This window comes from Streptomyces sp. NPDC043726, assembly GCF_056436565.1.
Window position 1 is genome coordinate 482275 of the sequence record NZ_JBWKCI010000003.1, and the last position, 25076, is coordinate 507350.

Below are 25076 nucleotides of genomic sequence, written 5' to 3' on the forward strand. Positions count from 1 at the left end.
GTCCACCGGTCCCGGCGACGGCCGCCCACAGCACCGCCCCCGCCACAGCCACGCGGCACACCGCACGCCGCCCCATCACGCACCGCCCCCTGCCCTCGCCGGCCTGTCGTCAGGCCTTCGTCAACGCGGCCTGTGCCATCAGACCCTCGACATCGCGAGCCCCGCCACCGCCGGGCCCCGGAACGTGCCCCATCCTGCCCACCCGGGCCGCGCCCCACCCGCCCAACAACACAAAACCCCGACCGCAACCACGGCCGGGGTCTGTTCTCAGATCAGGTTGTCACGAACCCGTGGGCACGGAGTCAGTCGCCTCCGTCCACAGATCCTGCTCGGCGCGATCCGCCTGGATCTGGCGGTACACGAGGAGCCCGCCGATGGCGGCCAGTGCGACCAGGAGAAGCTTCTTCACCGCGCGACCTCGTCTTTCCTTGACGTAGGGGACCTCTGGCGCCCGACTATACACACCGACCGATATCGATCGGTGACCTGTGCGGAGCCCTCAACTCACCACTCGCGGACCGCAGTAGAAGCGGAGACCGCCGCTCCGATCTGAGGGTGATCACACCCCTACAGACGGTGACTTTGAACCCCCTTCTCCACTTTTCAGGCTGCTTGCACCCATCCGGGTGGTGTTCATCTGAACATCGACGCGCCACGGGCGTAGGTCCACCACTTCGCGGCCCCCATACACATCATGAGGAAAGTACGCAAATCGCCCAACCCGAAAGTGAGGGGCCATGGCCCGGAACAAGGTCATGAAGCTGTGGACCGCCATCGTCACCGCCTTCCTCGCGCTGTGCACGGCGCTCGGACTCGTCACCACGACCGCCGCCGCGGCCGTACCGCAGACCGAGTCGGCTCGTGAGACCGGCAGCGAGAGCGGCACCGAGTTCACGGTGCCGGCGATGACCCACTGGGCCTGGGCCTACGCCCGGTCACTGCCCCCCACGATGAAGCAGCGCATCCGCGCCGAGGCCCACGGCAAGACACCGAGCTGCCGCCACCGCCCGGTCGAGGACACCGAGGCGGACCAGGCCGCGCCCGTCGACTGCGACGCCGCCGCGCCCCCGGCCGAGGACACCCTCATCCCGCTGCAGCGCTGACAGGGCCTTCGCGCACTCCGTCCCCCCATCCCCCCGTCCATCCGGCGAACTTGCGTACGCCTCACCAGGCCCGGCCACCCGGAAGAGTGGCCGGGCCTCGTCGTAGCCTGAGCCCATGCCTCGCACGCCCGCCGTCCGCGACAGCCGACGCCATCAGTGGCAGAAGAACCGGGTGCGCCGCCCGTGCGCGGAGCGGACCGGCCCCGGCACCACCGAGCACGACACCGGCCTGGACTGCTCCGATCTGGTCTTCCACGCCGAGTACGAACGAGCCGCCGATAGCGCCTCGTTCGGCCTGGTCACGAGCTTTCTGCCGCGCGACATGATCGCGGCCGGGGTACTGGAACTGCCCGCGAGCGCCCCGGTGCTGGTGCTGCGCAAGGCGTCGTACGACATCCAGGACCGTGTCGTAAAGGTCTCCCGCGTGACGCTCCCCGGCGACCGCACCGAACTGCTGTTCACCACCGAGCTGGAAAGGTGGTGAGGGCGGCCGTGCGCCGGCGCATCATCATCGTGACCGCCGTCCACGGCCCCTCGGCCCGCTTACTCCCGGAGGCCCACGCGTCGCTGTGCGCGCAGGAGCTGCCGGACGGCTGGGAGTGGCACTGGCTCGTCCAGGAGGACGGCACCAGCGACGCCGTGGCGCCGTACGTCCCCGACGACGCCCGCGTCACCTTCCGGCAGGGCCGCTCCGGCGGTCCCGGGGTCGCCCGGACCATCGCGCTGGCGCACGCCGAAGGGCCGTACGTGAAGGTGCTGGACGCCGACGACCGGCTGACACCCGGCGCGCTCGCCCGTGATCTGGCCGTCCTGGAGAGCGATCCCGGCATCGGCTGGACGACCTCGCGGGCCCTGGACCTGCTGGCCGACGGCTCCACCGTGGGCTTCCCCGGCGATCCCGGCGACGGTCCCGTCGAGCGGGGCGCGGTGCTCGAGCACTGGCGGGCGCACGACTTCCGCGCCCAGGTGCATCCGGCCACGCTCTGCGTCCGCCGGGACCTGCTGCTCGCGCTCGGCGGCTGGATGGCGCTGCCCGCGTCCGAGGACACCGGGCTGCTGCTGGCGCTGAACGCCGTGAGCCGGGGCTGGTTCACCGCCAAGGCCGGGCTGCTGTACCGGAAGTGGGAGGGGCAGGCCACGGGCCAGGCCTCGCACGTCGATCCGGCGGAGCGGGCGGCGCGGATGGCCGTGGCGGAGGCCCGGGCCCGGGCGCTGGCCGCCACCGGCTGGACCTACGGCCCGCCGAGCACGATCGCCTGCGACGGACACCGCTCCGCCGCCTCCCGCACCTCCTGATCGTCCCCGCGGTCCTCCCGCCCGGCGATGACGGCCCCGAACCCGTCCGCCACGGTGAAGACGGACGGCACCCGGTAGACGCACTCGCCGGAGCCGTAACACAGCTCCGGATCCACGGAGACCTTCGACATCCGCACTCCCGTCTCTCACCGGGTGCCTGCCCGGGCCGCGGGCCCGTCAATCAGCGGCCTCCCGCGACCTCGGGTTCACCGACCCGGGTTTCACCGGTCGAAGGGCAGATCCAGCATCCGGATCGCGTTCCCGCGCAGCAGCTTGTACGTCACCTCGTCGGACAGACCCGCCACATGCTCGGCCGCCACCTGCTTGGTGTGCGGCCAGGTCGAGTCGACGTGCGGATAGTCCGTCTCGAAGGTGGCGTTGTCCACCCCCACCGTGTCGATCGCCTCGATGCCGTGCCGGTCCCGGAAGAAACAGCAGAAGATCTGCCGGTAGTAGTACGTCGACGGCGGTTCCGGAATCAGGTCCTTCACCCCGCCCCAGGCCCGATGCTCCTCCCACACGTCGTCCGCGCGTTCGAGGGCGTACGGGATCCAGCCCATCTGTCCCTCGCTGTAGGCGAGTTTCAGCCGCGGGAACTTCACCAGGACTCCGGAGAAGAGGAAGTCCATCATCGACGCCATGGCGTTGTTGAAGCTCAGCGAGGCCTGCACGGCGGGCGGCGCGTCCGGGGAGGCGGCCGGCATCTGCGAGGAGGACCCGATGTGCATGTTCACGACCGTGCCGGTCTCCTCGCAGGCCGCGAAGAAGGGGTCCCAGTAGCCGGAGTGGATCGAGGGAAGTCCGAGATACGTCGGGATCTCGCTGAACGTCACCGCGCGCACCCCGCGGGCGGCGTTGCGGTGGATCTCCGCGACCGCCAGGTCGATGTCCCACAGCGGGATCAGACAGAGCGGGATGAGCCGGCCGCCGCTGTCGCCGCACCACTCCTCGACCATCCAGTCGTTGTAGGCGCGCACACAGGCGAGCCCGACCTCCTTGTCCTTGGCCTCCGCGAAGGTCTGTCCACAGAAGCGGGGGAAGGTGGGGAAGCAGAGCGAGGCCTCGACATGGTTCATCTCCATGTCCTCCAGGCGTGCCTTGGGGTCCCAGCAGCCCCGCCGCATCTGCTCCCGGGTGATCCCGTCGAGCGTCATCTCGTCCCGGGAGAACCCGACCGCCGCGATGATCCGCTTGTACGGGAAGAACTCGCCCTCGTACTCCCACCAGTCGGTGATCTGTCCGTCCGGATCGGTGGTGAACCGGTACTTTCCGCCGACGTACTCGAGCTCACCGATCCCGGCGGTGAATGGTTTGGGGCCTTTGTCCCGGTACTTGGCCGGGAGCCAGGTCTCGAAGAGGTGCGCGGGCTCGATCACGTGATCGTCCACGCTGATGACCTTGGGCAGTTCCCTGGTGCCGTCCACGCCGGCTGCCTCCCACCGCATATCTGACGGTTCGTCAGATACGAAGGTACGGCGGGACGCGGGCAGCGGCAAGAAGCGGGAGGTGTCGGCACACGGGTGCCGCGTCGTTCGGCACCGGTCCCTCCCCTCGCGGGGACCGGTGCCAAACGACGCGCCGGTGTCGGTCCCACGCCGTGGCGCGGACCGAAGTCGGGTTGGTCGGGAAGGCTCGCGGACGGGATCGTTCTTCCGTCACGGCGGCAAAGGCTGCGGACGCGGGCAGCCTCCCCGGACGACGCGCGGTTGACTGGCTACGCGGTGTGATCCTGCCAGTTGGGGCCCGTTCCGAGGAGGTTCCGGTTTTCAACCCTGGGCTTCCTCGCAGGTCAGCCGTATAAAGTGAGTTTTCCGGTCCGGACGTCCAGGCGCGGGTGAAGTAAGGGGTGGACGCCTTGAGTTCCGACTCAGGGGCACGCACGGCCTTCGCGGAACGCCTTGCGCTGTTGTACCGGGAGGCCGGCAACCCGCCCCTGAAGCGGGTGTCCGAGGCGGTCGTCCAGCTCCAGCGCATGGACGAGCGAGGGCGCCCGGTACGGGTGTCCGCGCAGCGCATCAGCGACTGGCGGCGCGCGAAGAACGTACCGGCGCAGTTCGCCGCCCTGGCCGCCGTCCTCCAGGTCCTCATCCCCCAGGCGCGGCGCGCGCGGGCGACGGCGGTCTCGCCCGGCCTGTACGACATGACGCAGTGGCAGCTCCTGTGGGAGCGCGCCGTGGCCGATCCGGTCGTCGCCGAGGAGCCCGCGTCCGAGGCGCCGGCCATGGAGACCGTCTGCCCCTACCGGGGCCTCGCCTCCTACCGGCAGGAGGACGCCCGCTGGTTCTTCGGCCGGGAGCGCAGCACCGACGCGCTCGTCTCCCATCTCCGGGCCGCCGAGCGGACCGGCGGACTGCTGATGCTCGTCGGCGCCTCGGGGGCCGGGAAGTCCTCCCTGCTCCACGCCGGCCTGGTGCCCGCATTACGGGAGGCGGGCGGGGAGGTGCTCCAGCTCGTCCCGGGAGCTGATCCGCTGGGGGAGCTGAGCCGTCGCGTCCCGGGGCTGCCTGGCGTTTCACGTGAAACATCGCGTCCCGAGGACGAGCCCGGCAGCCCGCAGTTCGGGACCGCCGTCCGCGAGGCCTTCGCGGCGGCGGCCTCGGGTGCCCCGCTGGTCGTCATCGTCGACCAGTTCGAGGAGGCGTTCACGCTCTGCGCCGAGGAGCGCGACCGGCACGCCTTCATCCAGCTCCTGCACGCCGCCTCCACCCCGGCGGCCGACGGCACCCCGGCCCCCGCGCTCGTCGTCCTCGGCATCCGTGCCGACTTCTACGAACAGTGCCTCGGCTACCCCGAACTCGCCGACGCCCTCCAGCACCGGCACATGGTGCTCGGTCCGCTGACCGCCACCGAGCTGCGGGAGGCGGTGACCGGACCGGCCAAGGCCGTCGGTCTGGAGCTGGAGCCCGGCCTCGCCGAGCTCATCGTCCGCGAGGTCAGCGCCGACGGCCCGCGCGGCGCCCATGACGCGGGCGTGCTGCCGCTGCTCTCGCACGCCCTGCTGGCCACCTGGCAGCGCCGCAAGTCGGGACGGCTGACCCTGGCCGGATACCGGGCCGCCGGCGGCATCCAGGGAGCCGTCGCGGCCACCGCCGAACGGGCTTGGTCGAGCCTGGACCCGGCGGCCCGGACCGCGGCCCGGCTGCTGCTGCTCCGCCTGGTGCGCCTCGGCGAGGACACCCAGGCCACCCGCAGGCGCGGCACCCGGCGTCAGCTGGCGGCGGAGTCGACGGACCCCGACAAGACGGAGGAGTCCCTCGAGGCACTGGTCCGCGCCCGGCTGGTCACCCTCGACGCGGAGACCGTGGAGATCACCCACGAGGCCCTGCTCCACGCCTGGCCGAGGCTGCGGGAGTGGATCGACGAGGACCGGGGCGGCAATCTGCTGCGCCAGCGACTGGAGGAGGACGGCCGCTCCTGGGAGGACTCCCACCGCGACTCCTCCCTGCTCTACCGGGGCTCCCGGCTGGAACAGGCGGACGGCTGGGCGAAGTCGGCCGGGGACACCCTGCTGACCCGCAGCGCGGTGGAGTTCCTGGCCGCGTCCGTACGGCTGCGCCGGCGCTCCCAGTGGATCCGGCGGGGCGCGGTGTCGGCGCTGATGGTGCTGGCCCTGGTGGCCGTCGGTTCGGCGGTGGTGGCCTGGCAGCAGCGCAACGACGCCGTGTTCGAGCAGGTGGTCGCCGAAGCCGACCGCGTCCAGTACACCGACCCGTCGCTGTCGGCCCAGCTCGACCTGGTCGCGCACCGGCTGCGCCCGGACGACGAGGGCACCAACAACCGGCTGGTGTCCATCGTGAACGCTCCGCTGGCCACCCCCCTCCTCGGCCACACCGGTGCCGTCTACCTCACCTCCTTCAGCCCCGACGGCAAGCTCCTGGCGACCGCCAGCTACGACCGCACGGTCCGGCTGTGGGACGTGTCGAACCGGGGCCGCCCGAAGCCCCTGGGCAAGCCCCTGATCGGCCATACGAGCTGGGTGAGCAGCGCGGTGTTCAGCCCGGCCGGCCGGACCCTCGCCAGCGCGGCGGACGACGGCACGATCCGCCTGTGGGACGTGACGGACCCGGGCCGGCCCAAGCCGCTGCGCACCCCCATGACGGGGCACGAGGGCACCGTCTACCTGGTCGCGTTCAGCCCCGACGGTCGCACCCTGGCCTCCGCCAGCGAGGACCGCACCGTCCGCCTCTGGGACGTCTCCGGCCCGGACCGCCCGAGGACCATCAGCACCCTGACCGGCGCCGGCGCCGCCGTCCGCTCGGTAGCGTTCAGCCCGGACGGCGACACTCTGGCCGCGGGCGGCGACGACGACACGATCCGCCTGTGGAACGTGACCGACCCGCGCCGCCCGAAGCCGTACGACAGCCGGCTGACCGGCCACACCGACCTGGTGCACTCCGTCGCCTTCAGCCCCGACGGGCGGACCCTCGCCAGCGGCGCCGCCGACGACACCGTACGGCTGTGGGACGTGGCGGACCCCGGTGACGCGTCCGCGCTCGGCCCGCCCCTGACCGGCCACACCGGCCCCATCTGGTCGGTGGCCTTCAGTCCGGACGGCGCGACGCTCGCCGCGGCCAGCGCCGACAGCACCGCGAGCCTGTGGAACGTCAGCGACCCGGCGTACCCCGCCCGGGTGGGCGAGCCGCTCGCGGGCAGCAGCGGCGAGATGTACGCCCTGGGCTTCAGCCCGGACGGCAGAACCCTGGCCACGGGCAGCGGCGACAGCAAGGTGCGGCTGTGGTCGATCCCCACGTCCGACATGTTCGGCCGCAGCGGAGCCTTCCGGCCCGACGGACGGGTCCTCGCCACGGCCGCACGCGACGGCAGCGTACGGCTGTGGGACGTGCGCACCCCGGACCGGCCCATGGCACTGAACAAGCCGTTCATGCCCGACGACGGCGGCCAGCGCTCCCTGCAGTTCGCGCCCGACGGCCGCACCCTCGCGGTGCTGACGGGCAACCGCTCGGTGTACCTGTGGAACGTCTCCGACCCCACCCGCCCGGTCTCCCACGGCCCGCCCCTGACCCTGCGCACCCGCTTCATGGGCCCGGACGCGCTGGCGTTCAGCCCCGACGGCCGCACCTTGGCCACCGCCTACGACGACCGCACCCTCCAGCTGTGGAACGTCTCGGACCCCTCCCGGCCGACCCCGTACGGCGCTCCCCTCACCGGCCACCGCGGCTACGTCAACACCCTCGCGTTCTCCTCGGACGGCCGCACGCTCGCCAGCGGCAGCGCGGACGGCACGATCCGCCTGTGGAACACCGCGGACCCCCGGCACACGACCGCGCGGGGAGGCTCGCTCACCGCCCACGAGGGCCCCGTGAACATGGTCGCCTTCAGCCCGGACGGCAGGACCCTCGCGAGCGGCAGCGACGACGACTCGGTGCGCCTGTGGGACGTGACGGACCCCGCGGGGGTGAGCGAGCCGGTGGCCACGCTGACCGGTCACACCGAGGCGGTCGTCTCCCTCACCTTCAGCCAGGACGGCCGCACCCTCGCCAGCGGCGGCAACGACAACACGGTCCGGCTGTGGAACGTCTCCGCGCCCGCCGACGCCGCCCCCATCGGCCAGTCGATGAGCCCCAACGCCAAGACGGGCAACTTCCTGTCCTTCAGCCCCAAAAGCCAGATGCTCGGCGTCTCCAGCGGCACGGACACCGTCCGCCTGTGGAACCTCGACGTGGACCGCGCCGTCCGCCGGATCTGCTCCACCACCCGAGGCGTCCTGACCGAGGAGAAGTGGGACGAGTACCTGCCCCGCCTCTCCTACGACCCCCCGTGCGACCACTGACCAGGACGTGATCCCGCTCACATAGACCACCCGGTCCCGAACGGCTGCCTCCCGCCGTTCAACCAGCCTTGTTACTGTTGGCCACAGCCCGATCGCTGGTGCATCCCCCGTCGCCAGCGATCGGGCGTTTTCGTACCCCTGCGATCAACAGGCAACGCGGTCGACCACCAACGCAAAAGACCCCCGGTCCTGATGGACCGGGGGTCTCTTCGCTGGTGGGGCTAACAGGATTTGAACCTGTGGCCTCATCCTTATCAGGGATGCGCTCTAACCAACTGAGCTATAGCCCCGCCGCGCTCTGCGGGGTGTGTCCCGCGCGCTGACTCCTGAAGATTAGCGCACGTGGTGCGCAGTCCCAAAATCGGTTGTCGGGGAACCGTCAGGAGAGGTTTGAACAGGCGCTCACTCGTCTTCGGCCAGCGTCAGTTCGACACCGCCCACGAAGCCGGCGGAGAGGTTGTAGATGAACGCGCCGAGCGTGGCCAGAGCCGTCGCGAGGACGACGTCGATGACCGCGATGATCGCCGTGAACATCAGGACGTTCGGCAGGGACAGGAACGACTGGAGGTCGAAGCCGTTCGACTCGTTGGAGCCGGTCGCCTCCGAGATCGTGCCGCCGACCGTGGAGAAGACGCCCATGGCGTCCATGACCATCCACAGCACCGCCGACGCGACGATCGTGCAGATGCCGAGCGCGATGGAGAGCAGGAAGCTGACCTTCATCACCGACCACGGGTCGGCCTTGGCCACCCGCAGCCGCGCCTTACGGGTCCGCGGCACCGTCCGCGCCCCCGTGCGCGGCCTGCGCACCGCACCGGACGGCGCGGCCGCCGGGTACGCCTGCGGCGGGTGGTAGGGCCCGGAGGAGGGCTGCGGCTGCCGCTCGCCGGGCAGCGGCGAAGCCGGGGGCGCCTGTTGCGCCGGCTGCTGCTGGTTCGCCGGGGCCGGGCCGGCCGCGTACTGCTGGGCCTGCGGGCCTCGGGTGTCCGTCACAGTTCCCCCCTGGGATCCATGCGTGTCGGGTGAGGGCGAGTCACTGGTCTGCGCGGCGGAGCCACGGCCGCCGCCGTTCGTCTCCGTACCCGTAGAGGTACCGGCCGATCCGGCGCCCGTGGCTCCGCTCACGTGACTCACTCCTCGTGCTACTCGGCCGAGGGCGCCTCACCCTCGTCCGTGCCGGCGGTCTCGGCGGTCTCGTCGTCGGCGATGTCGCCGTCGACCTCCTCCGCCTCGCGCCCCGCTTCGGCGTTACGTGCGATGCCGACCACGGCATCGCGCTTGCCCAGGTTGATCAGTTGGACGCCCATGGTGTCACGGCCCGTCTCCCTGACCCCGTTGACTCGCGTACGAATCACACCGCCGGACAGCGTGATGGCGAGGATCTCGTCCGTCTCCTCGACCACCAGCGCACCGACGAGCGATCCACGGTCCTCAACGATCTTGGCGGCCTTGATACCGAGGCCGCCGCGCCCCTGGACGCGGTACTCGTCGACGGGAGTCCGCTTCGCGTACCCGCCGTCGGTTGCAGTGAACACGAACGTACCGGGTCGAACAACATTCATCGAGAGCAGCTCGTCCCCCTCGCGGAAACTCATGCCCTTCACACCCGAGGTGGCACGGCCCATGGGCCGCAGCGCGTCGTCCGTGGCGGTGAACCTGATCGACTGGGCCTTCTTGCTGATCAGCAGCAGATCGTCCTCGGCCGAGACCAGCTCGGCACCGATCAGTTCGTCGTCGGAACCGTCCGCCGTCTCTCGAAGATTGATCGCGATGACACCGCCGGAGCGCGGCGAATCGTAATCCTTCAGAGGCGTCTTCTTCACCAGACCGCCCTTGGTGGCGAGCACCAGGTACGGCACCGCGTCGTAGTCGCGGATCGCGAGGATCTCGGCGATGGCCTCGTCCGGCTGGAAGGCCAGCAGGTTCGCCACGTGCTGCCCGCGCGCGTCACGCCCCGCGTCCGGGAGCTCGTACGCCTTCGCCCGGTACACCCGGCCCTTGTTGGTGAAGAACAGCAGCCAGTGGTGGGTGGTCGAGACGAAGAAGTGGTCGACGATGTCGTCTTCCTTCAGCTTCGCCCCGCGGACGCCCTTGCCGCCGCGCTTCTGCGCCCGGTAGTCGTCCGTCTTGGTGCGCTTGACGTAGCCGCCGCGGGTGACGGTGACCACGATGTCCTCCTCGGCGATGAGGTCCTCGATGGACATGTCGCCGTCGTAGGGGACCAGCATCGTCTTGCGGTCGTCGCCGTACTTCTCGACGATCGCGGCGAGTTCCTCGCTGACGATGCCGCGCTGGCGGACCGGCGAGGCGAGGATCGCGTTGTACTCGGTGATCTTCGCCTGGAGTTCGTCGTGCTCCTGGATGATCTTCCGGCGCTCCAGGGCGGCCAGTCGCCGCAGCTGCATCTCGAGGATGGCGTTGGCCTGGATCTCGTCGATCTCCAGGAGCTCCATCAGGCCCGTGCGCGCGATCTCGACCGTGTCACTGGCCCGGATCAGCGCGATGACCTCGTCGATGGCGTCCAGGGCCTTCAGCAGGCCGCGCAGGATGTGCGCCCGCTCCTCGGCCTTGCGCAGCCGGAAGCGCGTACGGCGGACGATGACCTCGATCTGGTGCGTCACCCAGTGCCGGATGAACGCGTCCAGGGAGAGGGTGCGCGGCACGCCGTCGACGAGCGCCAGCATGTTGGCGCCGAAGTTCGACTGCAGGTCCGTGTGCTTGTAGAGGTTGTTCAGTACGACCTTGGCGACCGCGTCCCGCTTCAGCACGATGACCAGGCGCTGGCCGGTGCGGCTCGACGTCTCGTCGCGGACGTCCGCGATGCCGCCGATCTTGCCGTCCTTCACCAGGTCGGCGATCTTCTGCGCGAGGTTGTCCGGGTTGGTCTGGTAGGGCAGCTCGGTGACCACCAGGCACTGGCGGTTCTGGATCTCCTCGACCTCGACGACGGCCCGCATGGTGATCGAGCCGCGGCCCGTGCGGTACGCCTCCTCGATGCCCTTGCGGCCGACCACCAGCGCACCCGTCGGGAAGTCCGGGCCCTTGATGCGCTCGATGAGGGCGTCCAGCAGCTCCTCGTGCGAGGCCTCCGGGTTCTCCAGGTACCACTGGGCGCCCGACGCGACCTCGCGCAGGTTGTGCGGCGGGATGTTGGTGGCCATGCCGACCGCGATACCGGCCGAGCCGTTGATCAGCAGGTTCGGGAAGCGGGCCGGCAGGACGGTCGGCTCCTGGGAGCGGCCGTCGTAGTTGTCCGTGAAGTCGACGGTCTCCTCGTCGATGTCCCGGACCATCTCCATCGACAGCGGCGCCATCTTGCACTCGGTGTAGCGCATGGCCGCCGCCGGGTCGTTGCCCGGAGAGCCGAAGTTGCCGTTGGAGTCCACGAGCGGCATGCGCATCGACCACGGCTGGGCGAGGCGCACCAGGGCGTCGTAGATCGAGGAGTCGCCGTGCGGGTGGTAGTTGCCCATGACGTCGCCGACGACGCGGGCGCACTTGTAGAAGCCGCGCTCGGGGCGGTAGCCGCCGTCGTACATGGCGTACAGGACCCGGCGGTGGACGGGCTTGAGGCCGTCCCGGACGTCCGGCAGCGCACGCGAGACGATGACGGACATCGCGTAGTCGAGGTACGAGCGCTGCATCTCCGTCTCGAGCCCGACGGGCTCGATGCGCATCGCGAGTTCGCCGCCCTCTTCAGGGGTGACAGGGGTGTTCTCGTCGGCCATTGCTGGTGAAGATCCTTCCTGGTGCGGTCAGCTGAGACCGACTCAGATGTCGAGGAAGCGGACGTCCTTGGCGTTGCGCTGGATGAAGGCGCGGCGGGCCTCGACGTCCTCGCCCATGAGGACCGAGAACAGGTCGTCGGCCTGGGCGGCGTCGTCGAGGGTGACCTGGCCGAGGACGCGGTGCTCGACGTCCATCGTGGTCACCCGCAGCTCCTCGGCGTTCATCTCGCCGAGGCCCTTGAAGCGCTGGATGGAGTCCTCGCGGACCCGCTTGCCGCGCTGGCGGCCCATCTCCAGCAGCGCGTCGCGCTCCCGGTCGGAGTACGCGTACTCCACGTCGTCCCGACCCCACTTGATCTTGTACAGCGGCGGACGCGACAGGAACACATGGCCGGCCTCGACCAGCGGCCGCATGAAGCGGAACAGGAAGGTCAGCAGCAGGGTGTTGATGTGCTGGCCGTCGACGTCGGCGTCCGCCATCAGGATGATCTTGTGATAGCGCAGCTTCTCGATGTCGAAGTCCTCGTGGACCCCGGTGCCGAAGGCCGAGATCAGCGCCTGGATCTCCTGGTTCTGCAGGATCTTGTCGATCCGCGCCTTCTCGACGTTGAGGATCTTGCCTCGGATCGGGAGGATCGCCTGGTACTGCGGGTTGCGGCCGGACTTGGCCGAGCCGCCGGCGGAGTCACCCTCGACGATGAAGATCTCGCACTTGGTCGGGTCGTTCGACTGGCAGTCCGAGAGCTTGCCCGGCAGCGACGCCGACTCCAGCAGGCCCTTGCGGCGGGTCAGGTCCCGCGCCTTGCGGGCCGCCACGCGCGCGGTGGCCGCCTGGATGCCCTTGCGGACGATGTCGGCCGCCTCGACCGGGTTGCGGTCCAGCCAGTCGTTGAGGTGCTCGTAGACCGCCTTCTGCACGAAGGTCTTGGCCTCCGTGTTGCCCAGCTTGGTCTTCGTCTGGCCCTCGAACTGCGGCTCGCTGAGCTTCACCGAGATGATCGCCGTCAGACCCTCGCGGATGTCGTCACCCGTGAGGTTGTCGTCCTTCTCGCGCAGCAGCTTCTTGTCGCGCGCGTACTTGTTGATCAGGTTGGTGAGCGCGGCGCGGAAGCCCTCTTCGTGCGTACCGCCCTCGTGCGTGTGGATGATGTTGGCGAAGGAGTACACGCCCTCGCTGTAACCGCTGTTCCACTGCATCGCGACTTCGAGGGACAGGGCCTTGTCCTTGTCCTCCGCCTCGAGGTCGATGACCGAGGGGTGCACCGCGTCTCCCTTGCGGGAGTTGAGGTACTTCACGAAGTCGACGATGCCGCCTTCGTAGTGATACGTGACGTGCTTGACCTCGGCCTTCTCGTCGGCGCCCGCCTCGTCCGCCCCGGACGTGGCCTTCGCCGACTCGCGCTCGTCAGTGAGTTTGATCGTCAAACCCTTGTTGAGGAACGCCATCTCCTGGAAGCGCCGCGAGAGCGTCTCGAAGGAGTAGTCGGTGGTCTCGAAGATGTCGCCGTCGGCCCAGAAGGTGACCGAGGTGCCGGTCTCCTCGACGGCCTCGTGCTGGGCGAGCGGCGCCGTGGGGACGCCCATCTTGTAGTCCTGCGTCCAGCGGTGACCGTCCGTCCTGACCTCGACGGAGACCTTGCTCGACAGGGCGTTGACGACGGAGACGCCCACGCCGTGCAGACCGCCGGAGACCGCGTAGCCGCCGCCGCCGAACTTGCCGCCCGCGTGCAGCACCGTCAGCACGACCTCGAGGGCCGGCTTGCCCTCGGAGGGCACGATGCCGACCGGGATGCCACGGCCGTTGTCGACGACCCGCACACCGCCGTCGGCCAGGATCGTCACGTCGATGGTGTCCGCGTGGCCGGCCAGCGCCTCGTCGACCGAGTTGTCGACCACCTCGTAGACGAGGTGGTGCAGACCGCGCTCGCCGGTGGAGCCGATGTACATACCGGGGCGCTTGCGGACCGCGTCCAGGCCTTCGAGGACGGTGATGGCGCTGGCGTCGTACGAAGCTGTGGCCTCGCCGGTCGACGAGGTCACAGCGCCGTTCTCGCCGGCGTCGGTGGACGGGATGTTCTCGTTGGGGTTGCCGGAATCGGCCACGAAGCGCCCTTTCTGGCACAGCACGAGCCAGGCTCGTCGGCGGTTGCCGGAGCGGCTGCGGCATGTTGCGTTGGTAAGCCTTGATCAGCGTTGCTCAGCTTTTCCCGGACGGTCCCCACGTTTGGGGCGGGATTAGCTTCCAGTCTACCGGTAGCACCGACAGTGATGGGGGTTTGCCGGTACCTGAGTCCGCATGTGCCGCCCTGAACCGGTCTCTCCCGACTCCCCATATGCAGAGCGGGGCTCCAAGAGGCTCACAGCGGCACTCAGAGCTTCGGGGTGTCAACCCTTTGCTACTTGGGAGTCAGGTAGGCGGCGCGCCGGGATCCGCCGGCATGTCCAGGTGTACGACGGGACCGCTCCGACGTGCCAATACGTGATGTACGTCACCCGTAAGTGTCACCGGGGCCAGTGCTGCCCGGGGCGCGCAAGGGGCCGTAGCGGCGCTCGGGGCCGCCGGGGCCCAGGACCTTGATCGCCTTGACCGTGCCGTGCCCGAGATCCTCGTTCAGCCGGGCCACCAGCTGCGGGGCGAGCAGCCGCAGATTCGTCGCCCACGCCGTCGAGTCGCACCGCACGACCAGCACCCGCTCGTCCTCGTCGTATGTCACCGGCTCACAGTGGTTGGCCAGATCCGGCCCCACGATCTGCGGCCAACGGCCCATCACGCCGCCCACCGCGGCCGGCGTCTCCCAGCCGCGCTCGTTGATCAGCCGGTTGATGGCGGCGCCGAGCGCCATGGGGTCGCGGCCGTCGGCGCGCGCGCCGGAGCGCAGACCGCCGCCGCGGCGCGCCTGCTTCTTCTGCGCCTGAGCGTCGCCCCGCGCGCGTGCCTGCTCCTTGGCCGCCCGCAGCGCCACGCGCGCGAGGTCGACACCGGACGGCTCGGCGGACTTCTTCGGCTCCTCGGCGGTCATACGCGCTCCACCGTCCCCTCGGACACGGTGTACCGCGCCCCCGCCAGGACGTGCGGCACGTCGTCGTCGACCGCCGCCGTCACCAGCACCTGCTCCCCGGGCGCGACCAGCTCGGCCAGCCGCTCCCGGCGGCGGGTGTCCAGCTCGGCGAAGACGTCGTCCAGGACGAGCACCGGCTCATTGCCCTCGGCGCGCAGCAGGTCGTAGGAGGCCAGCCGGAGCGCGAGGGCGTAGGACCAGGACTCGCCGTGCGAGGCGTACCCCTTGGCGGGCAACTGCCCCAGCTTGAGCAGCAGATCGTCCCGGTGCGGTCCCACGAGGGTGACGCCCCGCTCGATCTCCTGCTTGCGGGACTCCGCGAGCGCGGACATCACCTGCTCGTACAGATCCTCGCGCGTGTGCGCCTCGCCGGGCGCGGACGGCTTGTACTCCAGCGCCAGCGGGCCGCCGCCGGGCGCGAGTTGCTCGTACGCCTTGTCCGCCAGCGGCTGGAGCGTGGCGATCAGGTCGAGGCGCTGGGCGAGCAGTTCGGCGCCCGCGCGGGCGAGGTGCTGGTCCCAGACGTCCAGGGTGGACAAGTCCATGGCGCGTCCGCCGTGCCGCCGGGCGAGCGCGGCCGTCTTGAGCAGGGTGTTGCGCTGCTTGAGGACCCGGTCGTAGTCGGAGCGCACCCCGGCCATGCGCGGGGAGCGCGCGGTGATCAGCTCGTCCAGGAAGCGGCGGCGCTCACCGGGGTCGCCCTTGACCAGGGCCAGATCCTCCGGCGCGAACAGGACCGTCCGCACGATCCCGAGGATGTCCCGGGGCCTGACCTGCGAGGACCTGTTGATCCGGGCGCGGTTGGCCCGGCCCGGGTTCAGCTCCAGCTCCACCAGCTGCTGCCGCTCGCCCTGCCGGACCTGGGCCCGGATGATCGCCCGCTCGGCGCCCATCCGGACGAGCGGCGCGTCGGAGGCGACGCGGTGGCTGCCGAGCGTGGCGAGATAGCCGACGGCCTCGACGAGATTGGTCTTGCCCTGGCCGTTCGGGCCCACGAACGCGGTGACGCCCGGGTCGAGCGGAACTTCGACCCGGGCGTACGAGCGGAAGTCGGCCAGCGACAGATGCGTGACGTGCATGGTGGTGCGCCGACCTCCCCCGGTCTCGTGTGGTGCTGGAGTTACTTCTTCTCGACCGCGTGGCCGCCGAACTGGTTCCGCAGCGCCGCGATCATCTTCATCTGCGGAGAGTCGTCCTGCCGCGAGGCGAACCGCGCGAACAGGGAGGCCGTGATCGCGGGCAGCGGCACGGCGTTGTCGATGGCGGCTTCCACAGTCCAGCGGCCCTCGCCGGAGTCCTGTGCATAACCGCGCAGCTTCTCCAGGTGCTCGTCCTCGTCGAGGGCGTTGACCGCCAGGTCCAGCAGCCAGGAACGGATGACCGTGCCCTCCTGCCAGGAGCGGAAGACCTCGCGCACGTCCGTGACGGAGTCGACCTTCTCCAGCAGCTCCCAGCCCTCGGCGTAGGCCTGCATCATGGCGTACTCGATGCCGTTGTGGACCATCTTCGCGAAGTGGCCCGCGCCGACCTTGCCGGCGTGCACCGAGCCGAAGTCGCCCTCGGGCTTGAGGGCGTCGAAGATCGGCTGCACCTTGGCGACGTTCTCCGCGTCGCCGCCGTACATCAGCGCGTAGCCGTTCTCCAGGCCCCAGACGCCGCCGGAGACACCGCAGTCCACGAAGCCGATGCCCTTGGCGGCCAGCTCCTCGGCGTGCTTCTTGTCGTCCGTCCAGCGCGAGTTCCCGCCGTCCACGACGACGTCCCCGGGCTCCAGGAGCTCGGCCAGTTCGTCGACGGTCGACTGGGTCGGCGCACCCGCCGGGACCATCACCCAGATCACGCGCGGGCCCTCGAGCTTGCCCACAAGCTCTTCCAGGCTGTGGACATCCGCGAGGTCCGGGTTGCGGTCGTATCCGACGACGGTGTGGCCCGCGCGGCGGATCCGCTCGCGCATGTTGCCGCCCATCTTGCCGAGGCCGACGAGACCGAGCTCCATCAGTTGTTCCTTAGGTTGCTGTGGCGTGAGTGGCACCTTCGTACCTACGTCCGAGCCTAAACCCGGACTCTCACGCACAACTGTGGGCATAGCCGCTCAGATGACCTGGCCGACTGAGCCCGCCCCCGGTCGGCCCCGACGCAGGTCAGCCGCTCAGCCGCACCGGCATGATCAGGTACTTGTACGCCTCATCGGCCTCGGCATCCAGCGCCGGCTTGCCGGACAGCAGGGCGGGCTTGGTGGACGTCGTGAACGACAGCTGCGCCACCGGGGAGTCGATCGCGCTCAGCCCGTCCAGCAGGAAGGTCGGGTTGAAGGCGATCGAGATGTCGTCGCCCTCGAGCTGCGCGTCGACCCTTTCCACAGCCTGTGCGTCGTCGCTGGACCCGGCCTCCAGGATCAGCACGCCCTGCTCGAAGCTCAGCCGCACCGGGGTGTTCCGCTCGGCCACCAGCGCCACACGCTTCACGGCCTCCACGAAGGGCGCCGTCTCGATCACCGCGACGGAGTTGAACTCGGTCGGGAACAGCGTCCGGTACTTCGGGAGGTCGCCCTCCAGCAGCCGGGTGGTGGTCCGCCGGCCCGCACCCTCGAAACCGATCAGGCCCTCGCCCGAGCCGGAGCCGGACAGCGCCAGCGTCACGCTGTCACCGCTGGTCAGCGCCTTGGCCGTGTCCAGGAGGGTCTTCGCGGGCACCAGGGCCACCGCGGACGCGTCCGGGTTCTCCGGCTTCCACAGGAACTCACGGACCGCGAAGCGGTACCGGTCGGTGGAGGCCAGCGTGACCCGGTCGCCCTCGATCTCGATGCGCACACCGGTCAGCACCGGCAGCGTGTCGTCACGGCCCGCCGCGATGGCCACCTGGGAGGCGGCGGAGGCGAAGACCTCACCGGGGACCGTGCCGGTCGCCGACGGCATCTGCGGCAGCGCCGGGTACTCCTCCACAGGCAGGGTGTGGAGTGTGAATCGCGAGGAGCCGCAGACCACGCTCGCCCGTACACCGTCTGTGGAAATCTCCACCGGCCGGTTCGGCAGCGCACGGCAGATGTCGGCGAGCAGCCGGCCGGAGACGAGGACCGTGCCCTCCTCCTCGACCTCGGCGTCCACCGAGACCCGCGCGGAGACCTCGTAGTCGAAGCCGGACAGGCTCAGCTGGCCGTCCTCGGCCTTCAGCAGCAGGCCGGCGAGGACAGGCGCCGGCGGACGGGCCGGGAGGCTGCGTGCCGCCCAGGCCACGGCCTCCGCGAGTACGTCGCGTTCCACCCGGATCTTCACTGTTGCCGCCTCCTGCTGCTGCCGGCGCTTCTCGCCCTGCCTGGCTTCGTCGTCTGTCTCGGTGCGTCGGTCCCCGTGTCATCGGTTCCTGTGACGGGAAGGACACCGGGGAACAGTCTGACGCACGGCACTGACAGTAGGTGCCCCTCGGGGTCAAGTCGTGACGAGGGCCAGCCGGGAGCCGGACAGCGAGTTGTGCACAGGACCCCCTTCGAAACGAATTCCCCGCTCTCTCTAGTTGTCGGTAGTAGTAGGGCCTGTGGAAACCGTGGATAACCACGTTTGCCCAGCTCAGAGCGGGAATTTTGTCCACTGCCCCTGTGGGCGGAGCCGGTGGACAACCGGGCGCTTCTGTGGAGAACAGAAAGTTCTGCACACCCCGTGCACAGGCCGGGGCGAGTTCTCCCCAGCGTCGTCCCCAGCTTTACCCGCCTTTCCCACAGGGCAACCCGGCACCTTCGTGTGACGCCTTTCACTCGACCCGGTGAGAAGGCGCGTCGGGTTGCCGAACAGTGGACAGTCATGTGGAGAAGTCGCTGATCGCTGGGGACAACCGGCCTCATCCTGTGGGTTGCCGGTGGACAACTCGATGCACAGCCTGTGGACCATCTCGCTGTCCACAGTCTGTGGAGATCCTTCGTCCACGAATCCACAACCGGCTGAGCTGGGCTGATGGTCTGTCAACCGCACAGCTGTGGATGACGATCTGGACAACTCCACAGTCCCCAGGATGTGGACGGAAGAAAGTCCCCGAATCTGTGGAGAGAGGCCGTAACCCGGCGGGTAATCGAACAACGGGTGATGTCGGTGCTGGGCGGCCGGAGCGCCCGCGGTGCCCCGGCACAGCGAAGGGCGCCCCCCGGATCTGCTCCGGAGGGCGCCCTGGACGCCGTGTCGAGCGGGCTGTCAGCCGGCCTTGATGCGGTTGGTGAGCTCGGTGACCTGGTTGTAGATGGAGCGCCGCTCGGCCATCAGATTGCGGATCTTGCGGTCCGCGTGCATGACCGTGGTGTGGTCGCGGCCGCCGAAGAGGGCGCCGATCTTCGGCAGGGAGAGGTCCGTCAGCTCCCGGCACAGGTACATGGCGATCTGGCGGGCCGTCACCAGCGCGCGCCCGCGCGAGGTGCCGCACAGGTCCTCGACGGTGAGGCCGAAGTAGTCGGCGGTGGCGCTCATGATGGCCGTGGAGGTGATCTCCGGCGCCGAGTCGTCGCCGCCCGGGATCAGGTCCTTCAGGACGATCTCCGTCAGGCCCAGGTCCACCGGCTGCCGGTTGAGCGAGGCGAACGCCGTCACGCGGATCAGCGCGCCCTCCAGCTCACGGATGTTCCGCGAGATCCGGGAGGCGATGAACTCCAGCACCTCCGGCGGGGCGTTCAGCTGCTCCTGCACCGCCTTCTTGCGCAGGATCGCGATCCGGGTCTCCAGCTCGGGCGGCTGGACGTCGGTGATCAGTCCCCACTCGAACCGGTTGCGCAGCCGGTCCTCCAGCGTGACCAGCTGCTTGGGCGGCCGGTCGCTGGAGAGCACGATCTGCTTGTTGGCGTTGTGGAGCGTGTTGAAGGTGTGGAAGAACTCCTCCTGCGTCGACTCCTTGTCCGCGAGGAACTGGATGTCGTCGACGAGCAGGATGTCCATCTCGCGGTACCGCTTGCGGAAGCTGTCGCCCTTGCCGTCGCGGATGGAGTTGATGAACTCGTTGGTGAACTCCTCGGAGCTCACGTAGCGCACGCGCGTGCCGGGATACAGGCTCCGCGCGTAGTGCCCGATCGCGTGCAGCAGGTGCGTCTTGCCGAGCCCGGACTCCCCATAGATGAAGAGGGGGTTGTACGCCTTCGCGGGCGCCTCGGCGACGGCGACCGCGGCCGCGTGGGCGAAACGGTTCGACGCCCCGATGACGAAGGTGTCGAAGAGGTACTTCGGGTTCAGTCGCGCGGTCGGCTCGCCGGGTCCGGTGGCGGGCGCGGGCTGCGCGGCCAGGGGGCCGGGGGCGCCGCTGGAGGCGGGCAGCGCGGAGCCGACGGGGCCGCCGCGGTGGACGGGGCCGTGGCCGGTGCCCGGCTCCGGCAGCTCCCGTCGGGCGTCGCGCTGGTCGTAGTCGGGCCGGCCCTGGTCGTAGTCGCCGCGCGGCTTGTCGTAGTCGGGGCGCTTGCTGTCGTAGTCACCGCGCGGGCCGTCGTACTCGGAGCGCTTGCCGTCGTAGTCGCCGCGCGGGCTGTCGTAGTCGCCGCGAGGGCCTTCGTAGGGCGGGCGGTCCATCGGCTGCGGGCGGTAGTCCTGCTGCGGCTGGCCGTAGCCGTCCTGGGCGTAGCCGTCCTGGCCGTAGTCCTGGGAGGACGGGGTGGCGTACGGGTCGCGCTCGGGGAAGCCGAGGCGCTGCTGCTGCCAGCTGTACTCGTCCTGCTGCGGGCGCGGCCAGGCGCCGGGCTCGGGGCGCTGGTACTCGGCCGGGTAGGCGGGCCGGGCCGTGGGGAGCTGGTCGCCCTGGTCGGACCGGGAGGGGTAGGCGTCGCCGTCGGCGCCGCGATGGCGGCCGTAGCCCTCGTACTGGCCGGAGGGGAGCTCGGGCTCCTCGTAGCGCGGCTGGGGGCGGGCAGGGGGCGCCGGCGGGGGCTCGCCCGCGGAGTCGTCGACGGTGATCGCGATGCGGATCGGGCGGCCGCACTCACGGCTCAGGGTCTCGCTGACGATCGGGGCGAGACGGCCCTCCAGTACGCCCTTCGCGAACTCGTTCGGTACGGCGAGCAGAGCGGTGTCCGCGACCAGCGCGAGCGGCTGGCAGCGGCGGATCCAGTGTTCGTCCTTCGCCTCGACCCCCTGGCCGCGACCCTCGCCGAGGAGTTGCTCGAGTACTCGTGGCCACACTGCGGCAAGATCGGCAGGTACGTCAGCCACAGGGCACGCTCTCTCACGGGTCCCACGAACGTGTGATTGTGGGACGGGTCGGGATTCAAATCGGGTGGGACGGGCGAATCGGAGTTCAGCCACGGTAGTCAGGGCGACGGGTGCGGTTCAAGTTGTTGTCCCCAGGCTGTGGATAGTGTCTCCCGGTGACCCCTGGTTTGACCGGATGGCGTAGCCCCGCGTACCGTAACCAGGTCGAGTTGTCGATGGCTGCTGCCGCCTGCCTCCGATGGGCACAAGATCACGTCCCCGCCACGGCGGGGGTGAACCGGTGATCGGGAAGCGGTGCACTCGGGCGTAACGCGAGCTACTCGTGGGCGCACGGTGACAGCCAGGACGGCACCCGCCACCACCGATTTGATTTCTGGAGCCCCCGAGTGAGCAAGCGCACCTTCCAGCCGAACAACCGTCGTCGCGCGAAGACCCACGGCTTCCGCCTGCGGATGCGTACCCGTGCCGGTCGCGCGATTCTCGCGAACCGTCGTGCCAAGGGTCGCGCCAGCCTGTCCGCCTGATTCCGGTCAGGTCATGACGTCGTGCTGCCCACCGAGAACCGGCTGAGGCGGCGCGAGGACTTCGCGACCGCGGTACGACGAGGACGCCGGGCCGGGCGCCCGACCCTCGTCGTCCACCTTCGTAGCGGTGCCACGGACCCGCACGCGCCTGGGGAGAGCGCTCCCCCGACGCGTGCGGGTTTCGTCGTCAGCAAGGCTGTCGGCGGTGCGGTCGTACGCAACAAGGTGAAGCGCCGGCTTCGCCATCTGATGCGCGATCGAGTCGACGTCTTTCCCCCCGGTAGCCTGGTAGTCGTACGAGCGCTGCCCGGTGCGGGTGACGCCGACCATGCACAGCTGGCCCGAGACCTGGATGCCGCTCTGCAGCGGCTGCTGGGAGGGGGCGCGCGATGAAGTACCCGCTGCTGGCTCTGATCAAGATCTACCAGTGGACCATCAGCCCGCTGCTCGGGCCGGTGTGCAAGTACTACCCGTCGTGTTCCCACTACGGCTACACGGCCATCGACCGGCACGGTGCCATCAAGGGCACGGCGCTCACGGCCTGGCGCATCCTGCGCTGCAATCCGTGGTCGCTGGGCGGTGTGGACCATGTCCCGCCGCGCAAGCGCCCGCGGTGGCACGAGATGTTGCGGGGCGCATGGCGCGCACGCAAGGGCGGGCCCTCCGCCGCCGAAACGGCCACCGAAGACCATGTTTCTTCGAGCCCGGCCGCAGAGACCCCGTCCCATGCCCAAGGAGCATGATTAGTGGACACGATTGCCAGCCTCTTCAGCTTCATCACGACACCTGTCTCCTGGGTCATCGTCCAGTTCCACACGGTGTACGGCGCCATCTTCGGCGATGACACAGGGTGGGCCTGGGGCCTGTCCATCGTGTCCTTGGTGATCCTGATCCGTATCTGCCTGATCCCGCTCTTCGTGAAGCAGATCAAGGCGACCCGGGCCATGCAGACGCTGCAGCCCGAGATGAAGAAGATCCAGGAGCGCTACAAGAACGACAAGCAGCGCCAGTCCGAAGAGATGATGAAGCTCTACAAGGAGACGGGCACCAACCCGCTCTCCTCGTGTCTTCCCATCCTGGCGCAGTCGCCGTTCTTCTTCGCCCTGTATCACGTGCTCAACAGCATCGCGAACAACGAGAAGGTCGGCGTCATCAACGACCGGCTGCTGGAGAGCGCGCAGCAGGCGCACATCTTCGGCGCGCCGCTCGCGTCGAAGTTCACGGACAGCGCGTCCAAGGTCGAGGCGCTCGGCTCCACGATCACCGACGTCCGTGTCGTCACCGCGATCATGATCATCCTCATGTCGGCGTCGCAGTTCTACACGCAGCGCCAGCTGATGACGAAGAACGTCGACACCACGGTGAAGACGCCGTTCATGCAGCAGCAGAAGATGCTGATGTACATCTTCCCGGTCATGTTCGCCGTCTTCGGCATCAACTTCCCCGTCGGTGTCCTCGTCTACTGGCTGACCACCAACGTGTGGACCATGGGCCAGCAGATGTACGTCATCCGCAACAACCCGACCCCGGGCTCCAAGGCCCAGGCCGCGTACCTGGAGCGCCTGACCAAGCACGTCACGCACCAGGGCAAGGTCCGTCGGCGCGGTGAGCGCAACATCATCAAGGCGATCGTCGCCAAGGGCCGTGACCGCAACGAGTACGAGCGCAAGTTCATCAACGGCCTGAGCAAGGCGGGGCTCGCCGCGCAGGCCGACGGCACTGTGGTGAAGAGCGAGACGCCCGTCGCGGTCGCGACCGAGGACGGTACGCCCACGGCGGCGCCGAAGCGCCAGCAGCCCAAGCGGCAGAGCAAGTCCCAGCGCCAGTCCGGCGGGACCAAGGCGGCGGGCGGCGAGTCCGAGGCCAAGACGTCGCTGACCAAGTCCGACGCCCCGGAGGACGCCAAGCCCTCCACCGCCAAGCAGGACCAGAAGCCCGCGTCCGGCACCCGCAGCAAGGCCCAGTCCGGACAGCGCAAGGGTCCGCAGCGGCCCAAGTCCCCGTCCAAGAAGTAAGAAGGAGTCCATCCCGTGACGGAAGGCACCACCTCCGCCGCTGCCGAGGGTGCAGACACCCTGACCCGCCTGGAGCAGGAGGGCGAGATCGCGGCGGACTACCTCGAGGGTCTGCTCGACATCGCCGATCTCGACGGCGACATCGACATGGACGTCGAGGCCGACCGCGCCGCTGTCTCGATCATCAGCGACACGGGCGGCCGCGACCTGCAGAAGCTGGTCGGCCGCGACGGTGAGGTGCTGGAGGCACTCCAGGAGCTCACGCGCCTGGCCGTGCACCGGGAGACCGGCGACCGCAGCCGGCTGATGCTGGACATCGCCGGCTACCGCGCCAAGAAGCGCGCCGAGCTCTCCGAGCTGGGCGCCAAGGCGGCGGCCGACGTGAAGAACACCGGCGAGCCGGTGAAGCTGAAGCCGATGACGCCCTTCGAGCGCAAGGTCGTGCACGACGCGGTCAAGGCCGCGGGTCTGCGCAGCGAGTCCGAGGGCGAGGAGCCGCAGCGCTTCGTCGTCGTGCTGCCCGCCTGATCGGTCCGTACGTTCCTCCGGCCCCGTCTGCCCGGCAGGCGGGGCCGAACTTTGTCAGCCTGATAGTTCTGGTGGTTCTGGTGTCGGCGCCCGGTGCGCCGGCGCCGTACGGAAGGACGGTCCCCCGTGACGGAGGCAGCGGAGCTTCCCCCCGCGCCCGAGCAGGCGCGTGCGGTGTTCGGTGATCGCTTCGCGGACGCGGTCCGATACGCGGAGCTGCTCGCGGAGGCGGGCGTGCAGCGCGGTCTGATCGGGCCGCGTGAGGTGCCGCGGCTGTGGGAGCGGCATCTGCTGAACTGCGCCGTGCTCTCGGAGGTCGTGCCCGAGGGGGTGACGGTGTGCGACGTCGGCTCCGGGGCGGGGCTGCCCGGCATTCCGCTGGCCCTGGTCCGGGAGGACCTGAAGATCACGCTGCTGGAACCGCTGCTGCGGCGGACGACCTTCCTGACCGAGGTCGTCGAGCTGCTGGGCCTGGACCACGTGACGGTTGTCCGGGGCCGGGCCGAGGAGGTCATGGGCAAGCTCCAGCCGGTGCACGTGGTGACGGCACGGGCCGTGGCTCCGTTGGACCGACTGGCCACCTGGGGCATCCCGCTGCTGCGTCCCTACGGCGAGATGCTCGCCCTCAAGGGCGACACCGCCGAGGAGGAGCTGAAGAGCGCCGCCACGGCGCTGAGCAAGCTCGGTGCGGTGGGGACGTCCATCATGCATGTGGGTGAGGGCGTGGTGGATCCGCTGTCGACGGTCGTGCGGGTCGAGGTCGGGGAGAGCCCCGGCGGTGTGCGCTTCGCGGCGAAGCGGGCGAAGGCGGCCCGGACGGGGCGGGCGCGTCGGCGGCGCTGATCCTGTCCCGTTCGTGATTCCT

At 69.8% G+C, this 25076-nt stretch carries 21 protein-coding genes and 1 tRNA gene; 10 read left to right on the plus strand and 12 right to left on the minus strand.

Annotation, left to right across the window (positions count from 1 at the left end; translation table 11 throughout):
* Nucleotides 1–280: 280 nt before the first annotated feature.
* The gene (locus AC068Z_RS11145) at nucleotides 281–409 is read right to left on the minus strand and encodes a DLW-39 family protein (protein WP_003999697.1); all 129 of its coding nucleotides are present in this window, start codon (nucleotides 407–409) and stop codon (nucleotides 281–283) included.
* Nucleotides 410–737: 328 nt separating this feature from the next.
* On the opposite strand from AC068Z_RS11145, the gene AC068Z_RS11150 reads away from it, so the two are divergent.
* From AC068Z_RS11150 to AC068Z_RS11160, 3 genes are all read left to right on the plus strand, one after another.
* A complete protein-coding gene (locus tag AC068Z_RS11150) occupies nucleotides 738–1103 on the plus strand; it encodes a DUF6344 domain-containing protein (RefSeq protein WP_478554349.1) in 366 nt (121 codons plus the stop codon).
* A 115-nt stretch (nucleotides 1104–1218) separates the two neighbouring features.
* A complete protein-coding gene (locus AC068Z_RS11155; RefSeq protein ID WP_478554350.1) occupies nucleotides 1219–1587 on the plus strand; it encodes a hypothetical protein in 369 nt (122 codons plus the stop codon).
* An 8-nt stretch (nucleotides 1588–1595) separates the two neighbouring features.
* Nucleotides 1596–2399 carry a glycosyltransferase family 2 protein gene (locus AC068Z_RS11160; protein ID WP_478554351.1) on the plus strand — a complete coding sequence of 268 codons (804 nt, stop codon included), beginning with the start codon at nucleotides 1596–1598 and terminating at the stop codon, nucleotides 2397–2399.
* On the opposite strand, the gene AC068Z_RS11165 is transcribed toward AC068Z_RS11160, so the two are convergent.
* Nucleotides 2336–2530: a ferredoxin gene (locus tag AC068Z_RS11165; protein ID WP_478554352.1), complete on the minus strand. Its 195-nt coding sequence runs from the start codon at nucleotides 2528–2530 to the stop codon at nucleotides 2336–2338. The two genes, AC068Z_RS11160 and AC068Z_RS11165, sit on opposite strands and share 64 nt — an antisense overlap.
* 90 nt (nucleotides 2531–2620) lie before the next feature.
* Nucleotides 2621–3844 carry an amidohydrolase family protein gene (locus tag AC068Z_RS11170; RefSeq protein WP_478554353.1) on the minus strand — a complete coding sequence of 408 codons (1224 nt, stop codon included), beginning with the start codon at nucleotides 3842–3844 and terminating at the stop codon, nucleotides 2621–2623.
* A gap of 401 nt (nucleotides 3845–4245) precedes the next feature.
* On the opposite strand from AC068Z_RS11170, the gene AC068Z_RS11175 reads away from it, so the two are divergent.
* Nucleotides 4246–8190 (plus strand): nSTAND1 domain-containing NTPase, encoded by a 3945-nt coding sequence (locus AC068Z_RS11175; protein WP_478554354.1) that lies wholly within the window; start codon nucleotides 4246–4248, stop codon nucleotides 8188–8190.
* A 213-nt stretch (nucleotides 8191–8403) separates the two neighbouring features.
* On the opposite strand, the gene AC068Z_RS11180 is transcribed toward AC068Z_RS11175, so the two are convergent.
* From AC068Z_RS11180 to dnaA, 9 genes are all read right to left on the minus strand, one after another.
* Nucleotides 8404–8480 (minus strand) — tRNA-Ile (locus tag AC068Z_RS11180).
* A gap of 112 nt (nucleotides 8481–8592) precedes the next feature.
* Nucleotides 8593–9315, minus strand: a complete 723-nt coding sequence (locus tag AC068Z_RS11185; RefSeq protein WP_478554355.1) for a DUF3566 domain-containing protein — start codon at nucleotides 9313–9315, stop codon at nucleotides 8593–8595.
* 17 nt (nucleotides 9316–9332) lie between these two features.
* Complete coding sequence (gyrA, locus tag AC068Z_RS11190; protein WP_478554356.1) at nucleotides 9333–11918, minus strand: DNA gyrase subunit A; 2586 nt, start codon at nucleotides 11916–11918, stop codon at nucleotides 9333–9335.
* Nucleotides 11919–11960: 42 nt separating this feature from the next.
* Nucleotides 11961–14045: a DNA topoisomerase (ATP-hydrolyzing) subunit B gene (gene gyrB, locus AC068Z_RS11195; RefSeq protein WP_478554357.1), complete on the minus strand. Its 2085-nt coding sequence runs from the start codon at nucleotides 14043–14045 to the stop codon at nucleotides 11961–11963.
* Between the two features lie 362 nt (nucleotides 14046–14407).
* Complete coding sequence (locus AC068Z_RS11200) at nucleotides 14408–14938, minus strand: DciA family protein (protein WP_478554358.1); 531 nt, start codon at nucleotides 14936–14938, stop codon at nucleotides 14408–14410.
* Complete coding sequence (gene recF / locus AC068Z_RS11205; RefSeq protein ID WP_478554359.1) at nucleotides 14935–16056, minus strand: DNA replication/repair protein RecF; 1122 nt, start codon at nucleotides 16054–16056, stop codon at nucleotides 14935–14937. The genes AC068Z_RS11200 and recF overlap by 4 nt, the downstream gene beginning before the upstream one ends.
* A gap of 41 nt (nucleotides 16057–16097) precedes the next feature.
* Nucleotides 16098–16973 carry a phosphogluconate dehydrogenase (NAD(+)-dependent, decarboxylating) gene (gene gnd, locus AC068Z_RS11210; protein ID WP_478554360.1) on the minus strand — a complete coding sequence of 292 codons (876 nt, stop codon included), beginning with the start codon at nucleotides 16971–16973 and terminating at the stop codon, nucleotides 16098–16100.
* A 145-nt stretch (nucleotides 16974–17118) separates the two neighbouring features.
* Nucleotides 17119–18249, minus strand: coding sequence for a DNA polymerase III subunit beta (gene dnaN / locus AC068Z_RS11215; protein WP_451718213.1), 1131 nt, complete (start codon nucleotides 18247–18249; stop codon nucleotides 17119–17121).
* Nucleotides 18250–19155: 906 nt separating this feature from the next.
* Nucleotides 19156–21144, minus strand: coding sequence for a chromosomal replication initiator protein DnaA (gene dnaA, locus AC068Z_RS11220; RefSeq protein WP_478554361.1), 1989 nt, complete (start codon nucleotides 21142–21144; stop codon nucleotides 19156–19158).
* Between the two features lie 386 nt (nucleotides 21145–21530).
* Between dnaA and rpmH the strand changes: the two genes are divergently transcribed.
* From rpmH to rsmG, 6 genes are all read left to right on the plus strand, one after another.
* Nucleotides 21531–21668 (plus strand): 50S ribosomal protein L34, encoded by a 138-nt coding sequence (gene rpmH, locus AC068Z_RS11225; RefSeq protein WP_015659252.1) that lies wholly within the window; start codon nucleotides 21531–21533, stop codon nucleotides 21666–21668.
* A 21-nt stretch (nucleotides 21669–21689) separates the two neighbouring features.
* Nucleotides 21690–22061, plus strand: a complete 372-nt coding sequence (rnpA, locus tag AC068Z_RS11230; RefSeq protein WP_478554362.1) for a ribonuclease P protein component — start codon at nucleotides 21690–21692, stop codon at nucleotides 22059–22061.
* The gene (gene yidD, locus AC068Z_RS11235; RefSeq protein ID WP_478554363.1) at nucleotides 22058–22411 is read left to right on the plus strand and encodes a membrane protein insertion efficiency factor YidD; all 354 of its coding nucleotides are present in this window, start codon (nucleotides 22058–22060) and stop codon (nucleotides 22409–22411) included. The genes rnpA and yidD overlap by 4 nt, the downstream gene beginning before the upstream one ends.
* Before the next feature lie 3 nt (nucleotides 22412–22414).
* On the plus strand, nucleotides 22415–23683 hold the full coding sequence (yidC, locus tag AC068Z_RS11240) for a membrane protein insertase YidC (RefSeq protein ID WP_478554364.1): 1269 nt from the start codon (nucleotides 22415–22417) through the stop codon (nucleotides 23681–23683).
* 15 nt (nucleotides 23684–23698) lie between these two features.
* Entirely contained in the window at nucleotides 23699–24211 is a 513-nt protein-coding gene (locus tag AC068Z_RS11245; RefSeq protein WP_186287963.1) for a R3H domain-containing nucleic acid-binding protein, read from the plus strand.
* A 126-nt stretch (nucleotides 24212–24337) separates the two neighbouring features.
* Complete coding sequence (gene rsmG / locus AC068Z_RS11250; RefSeq protein ID WP_478554365.1) at nucleotides 24338–25054, plus strand: 16S rRNA (guanine(527)-N(7))-methyltransferase RsmG; 717 nt, start codon at nucleotides 24338–24340, stop codon at nucleotides 25052–25054.
* The last annotated feature ends 22 nt before the right edge of the window (nucleotides 25055–25076 follow it).

Bases quoted from the DNA above. Each gene is read 5' to 3' on its own strand.
- AC068Z_RS11150 (WP_478554349.1), top strand. From the start codon at position 738: ATGGCCCGGAACAAGGTCATGAAGCTGTGGACCGCCATCGTCACCGCC.
- AC068Z_RS11155 (WP_478554350.1), top strand. From the start codon at position 1,219: ATGCCTCGCACGCCCGCCGTCCGCGACAGCCGACGCCATCAGTGGCAG.
- AC068Z_RS11165 (WP_478554352.1), bottom strand. From the start codon at position 2,530: ATGTCGAAGGTCTCCGTGGATCCGGAGCTGTGTTACGGCTCCGGCGAG.
- AC068Z_RS11170 (WP_478554353.1), bottom strand. From the start codon at position 3,844: ATGCGGTGGGAGGCAGCCGGCGTGGACGGCACCAGGGAACTGCCCAAG.
- gyrA (WP_478554356.1), bottom strand. From the start codon at position 11,918: ATGGCCGACGAGAACACCCCTGTCACCCCTGAAGAGGGCGGCGAACTC.
- AC068Z_RS11200 (WP_478554358.1), bottom strand. From the start codon at position 14,938: ATGACCGCCGAGGAGCCGAAGAAGTCCGCCGAGCCGTCCGGTGTCGAC.
- recF (WP_478554359.1), bottom strand. From the start codon at position 16,056: ATGCACGTCACGCATCTGTCGCTGGCCGACTTCCGCTCGTACGCCCGG.
- gnd (WP_478554360.1), bottom strand. From the start codon at position 16,973: ATGGAGCTCGGTCTCGTCGGCCTCGGCAAGATGGGCGGCAACATGCGC.
- yidD (WP_478554363.1), top strand. From the start codon at position 22,058: ATGAAGTACCCGCTGCTGGCTCTGATCAAGATCTACCAGTGGACCATC.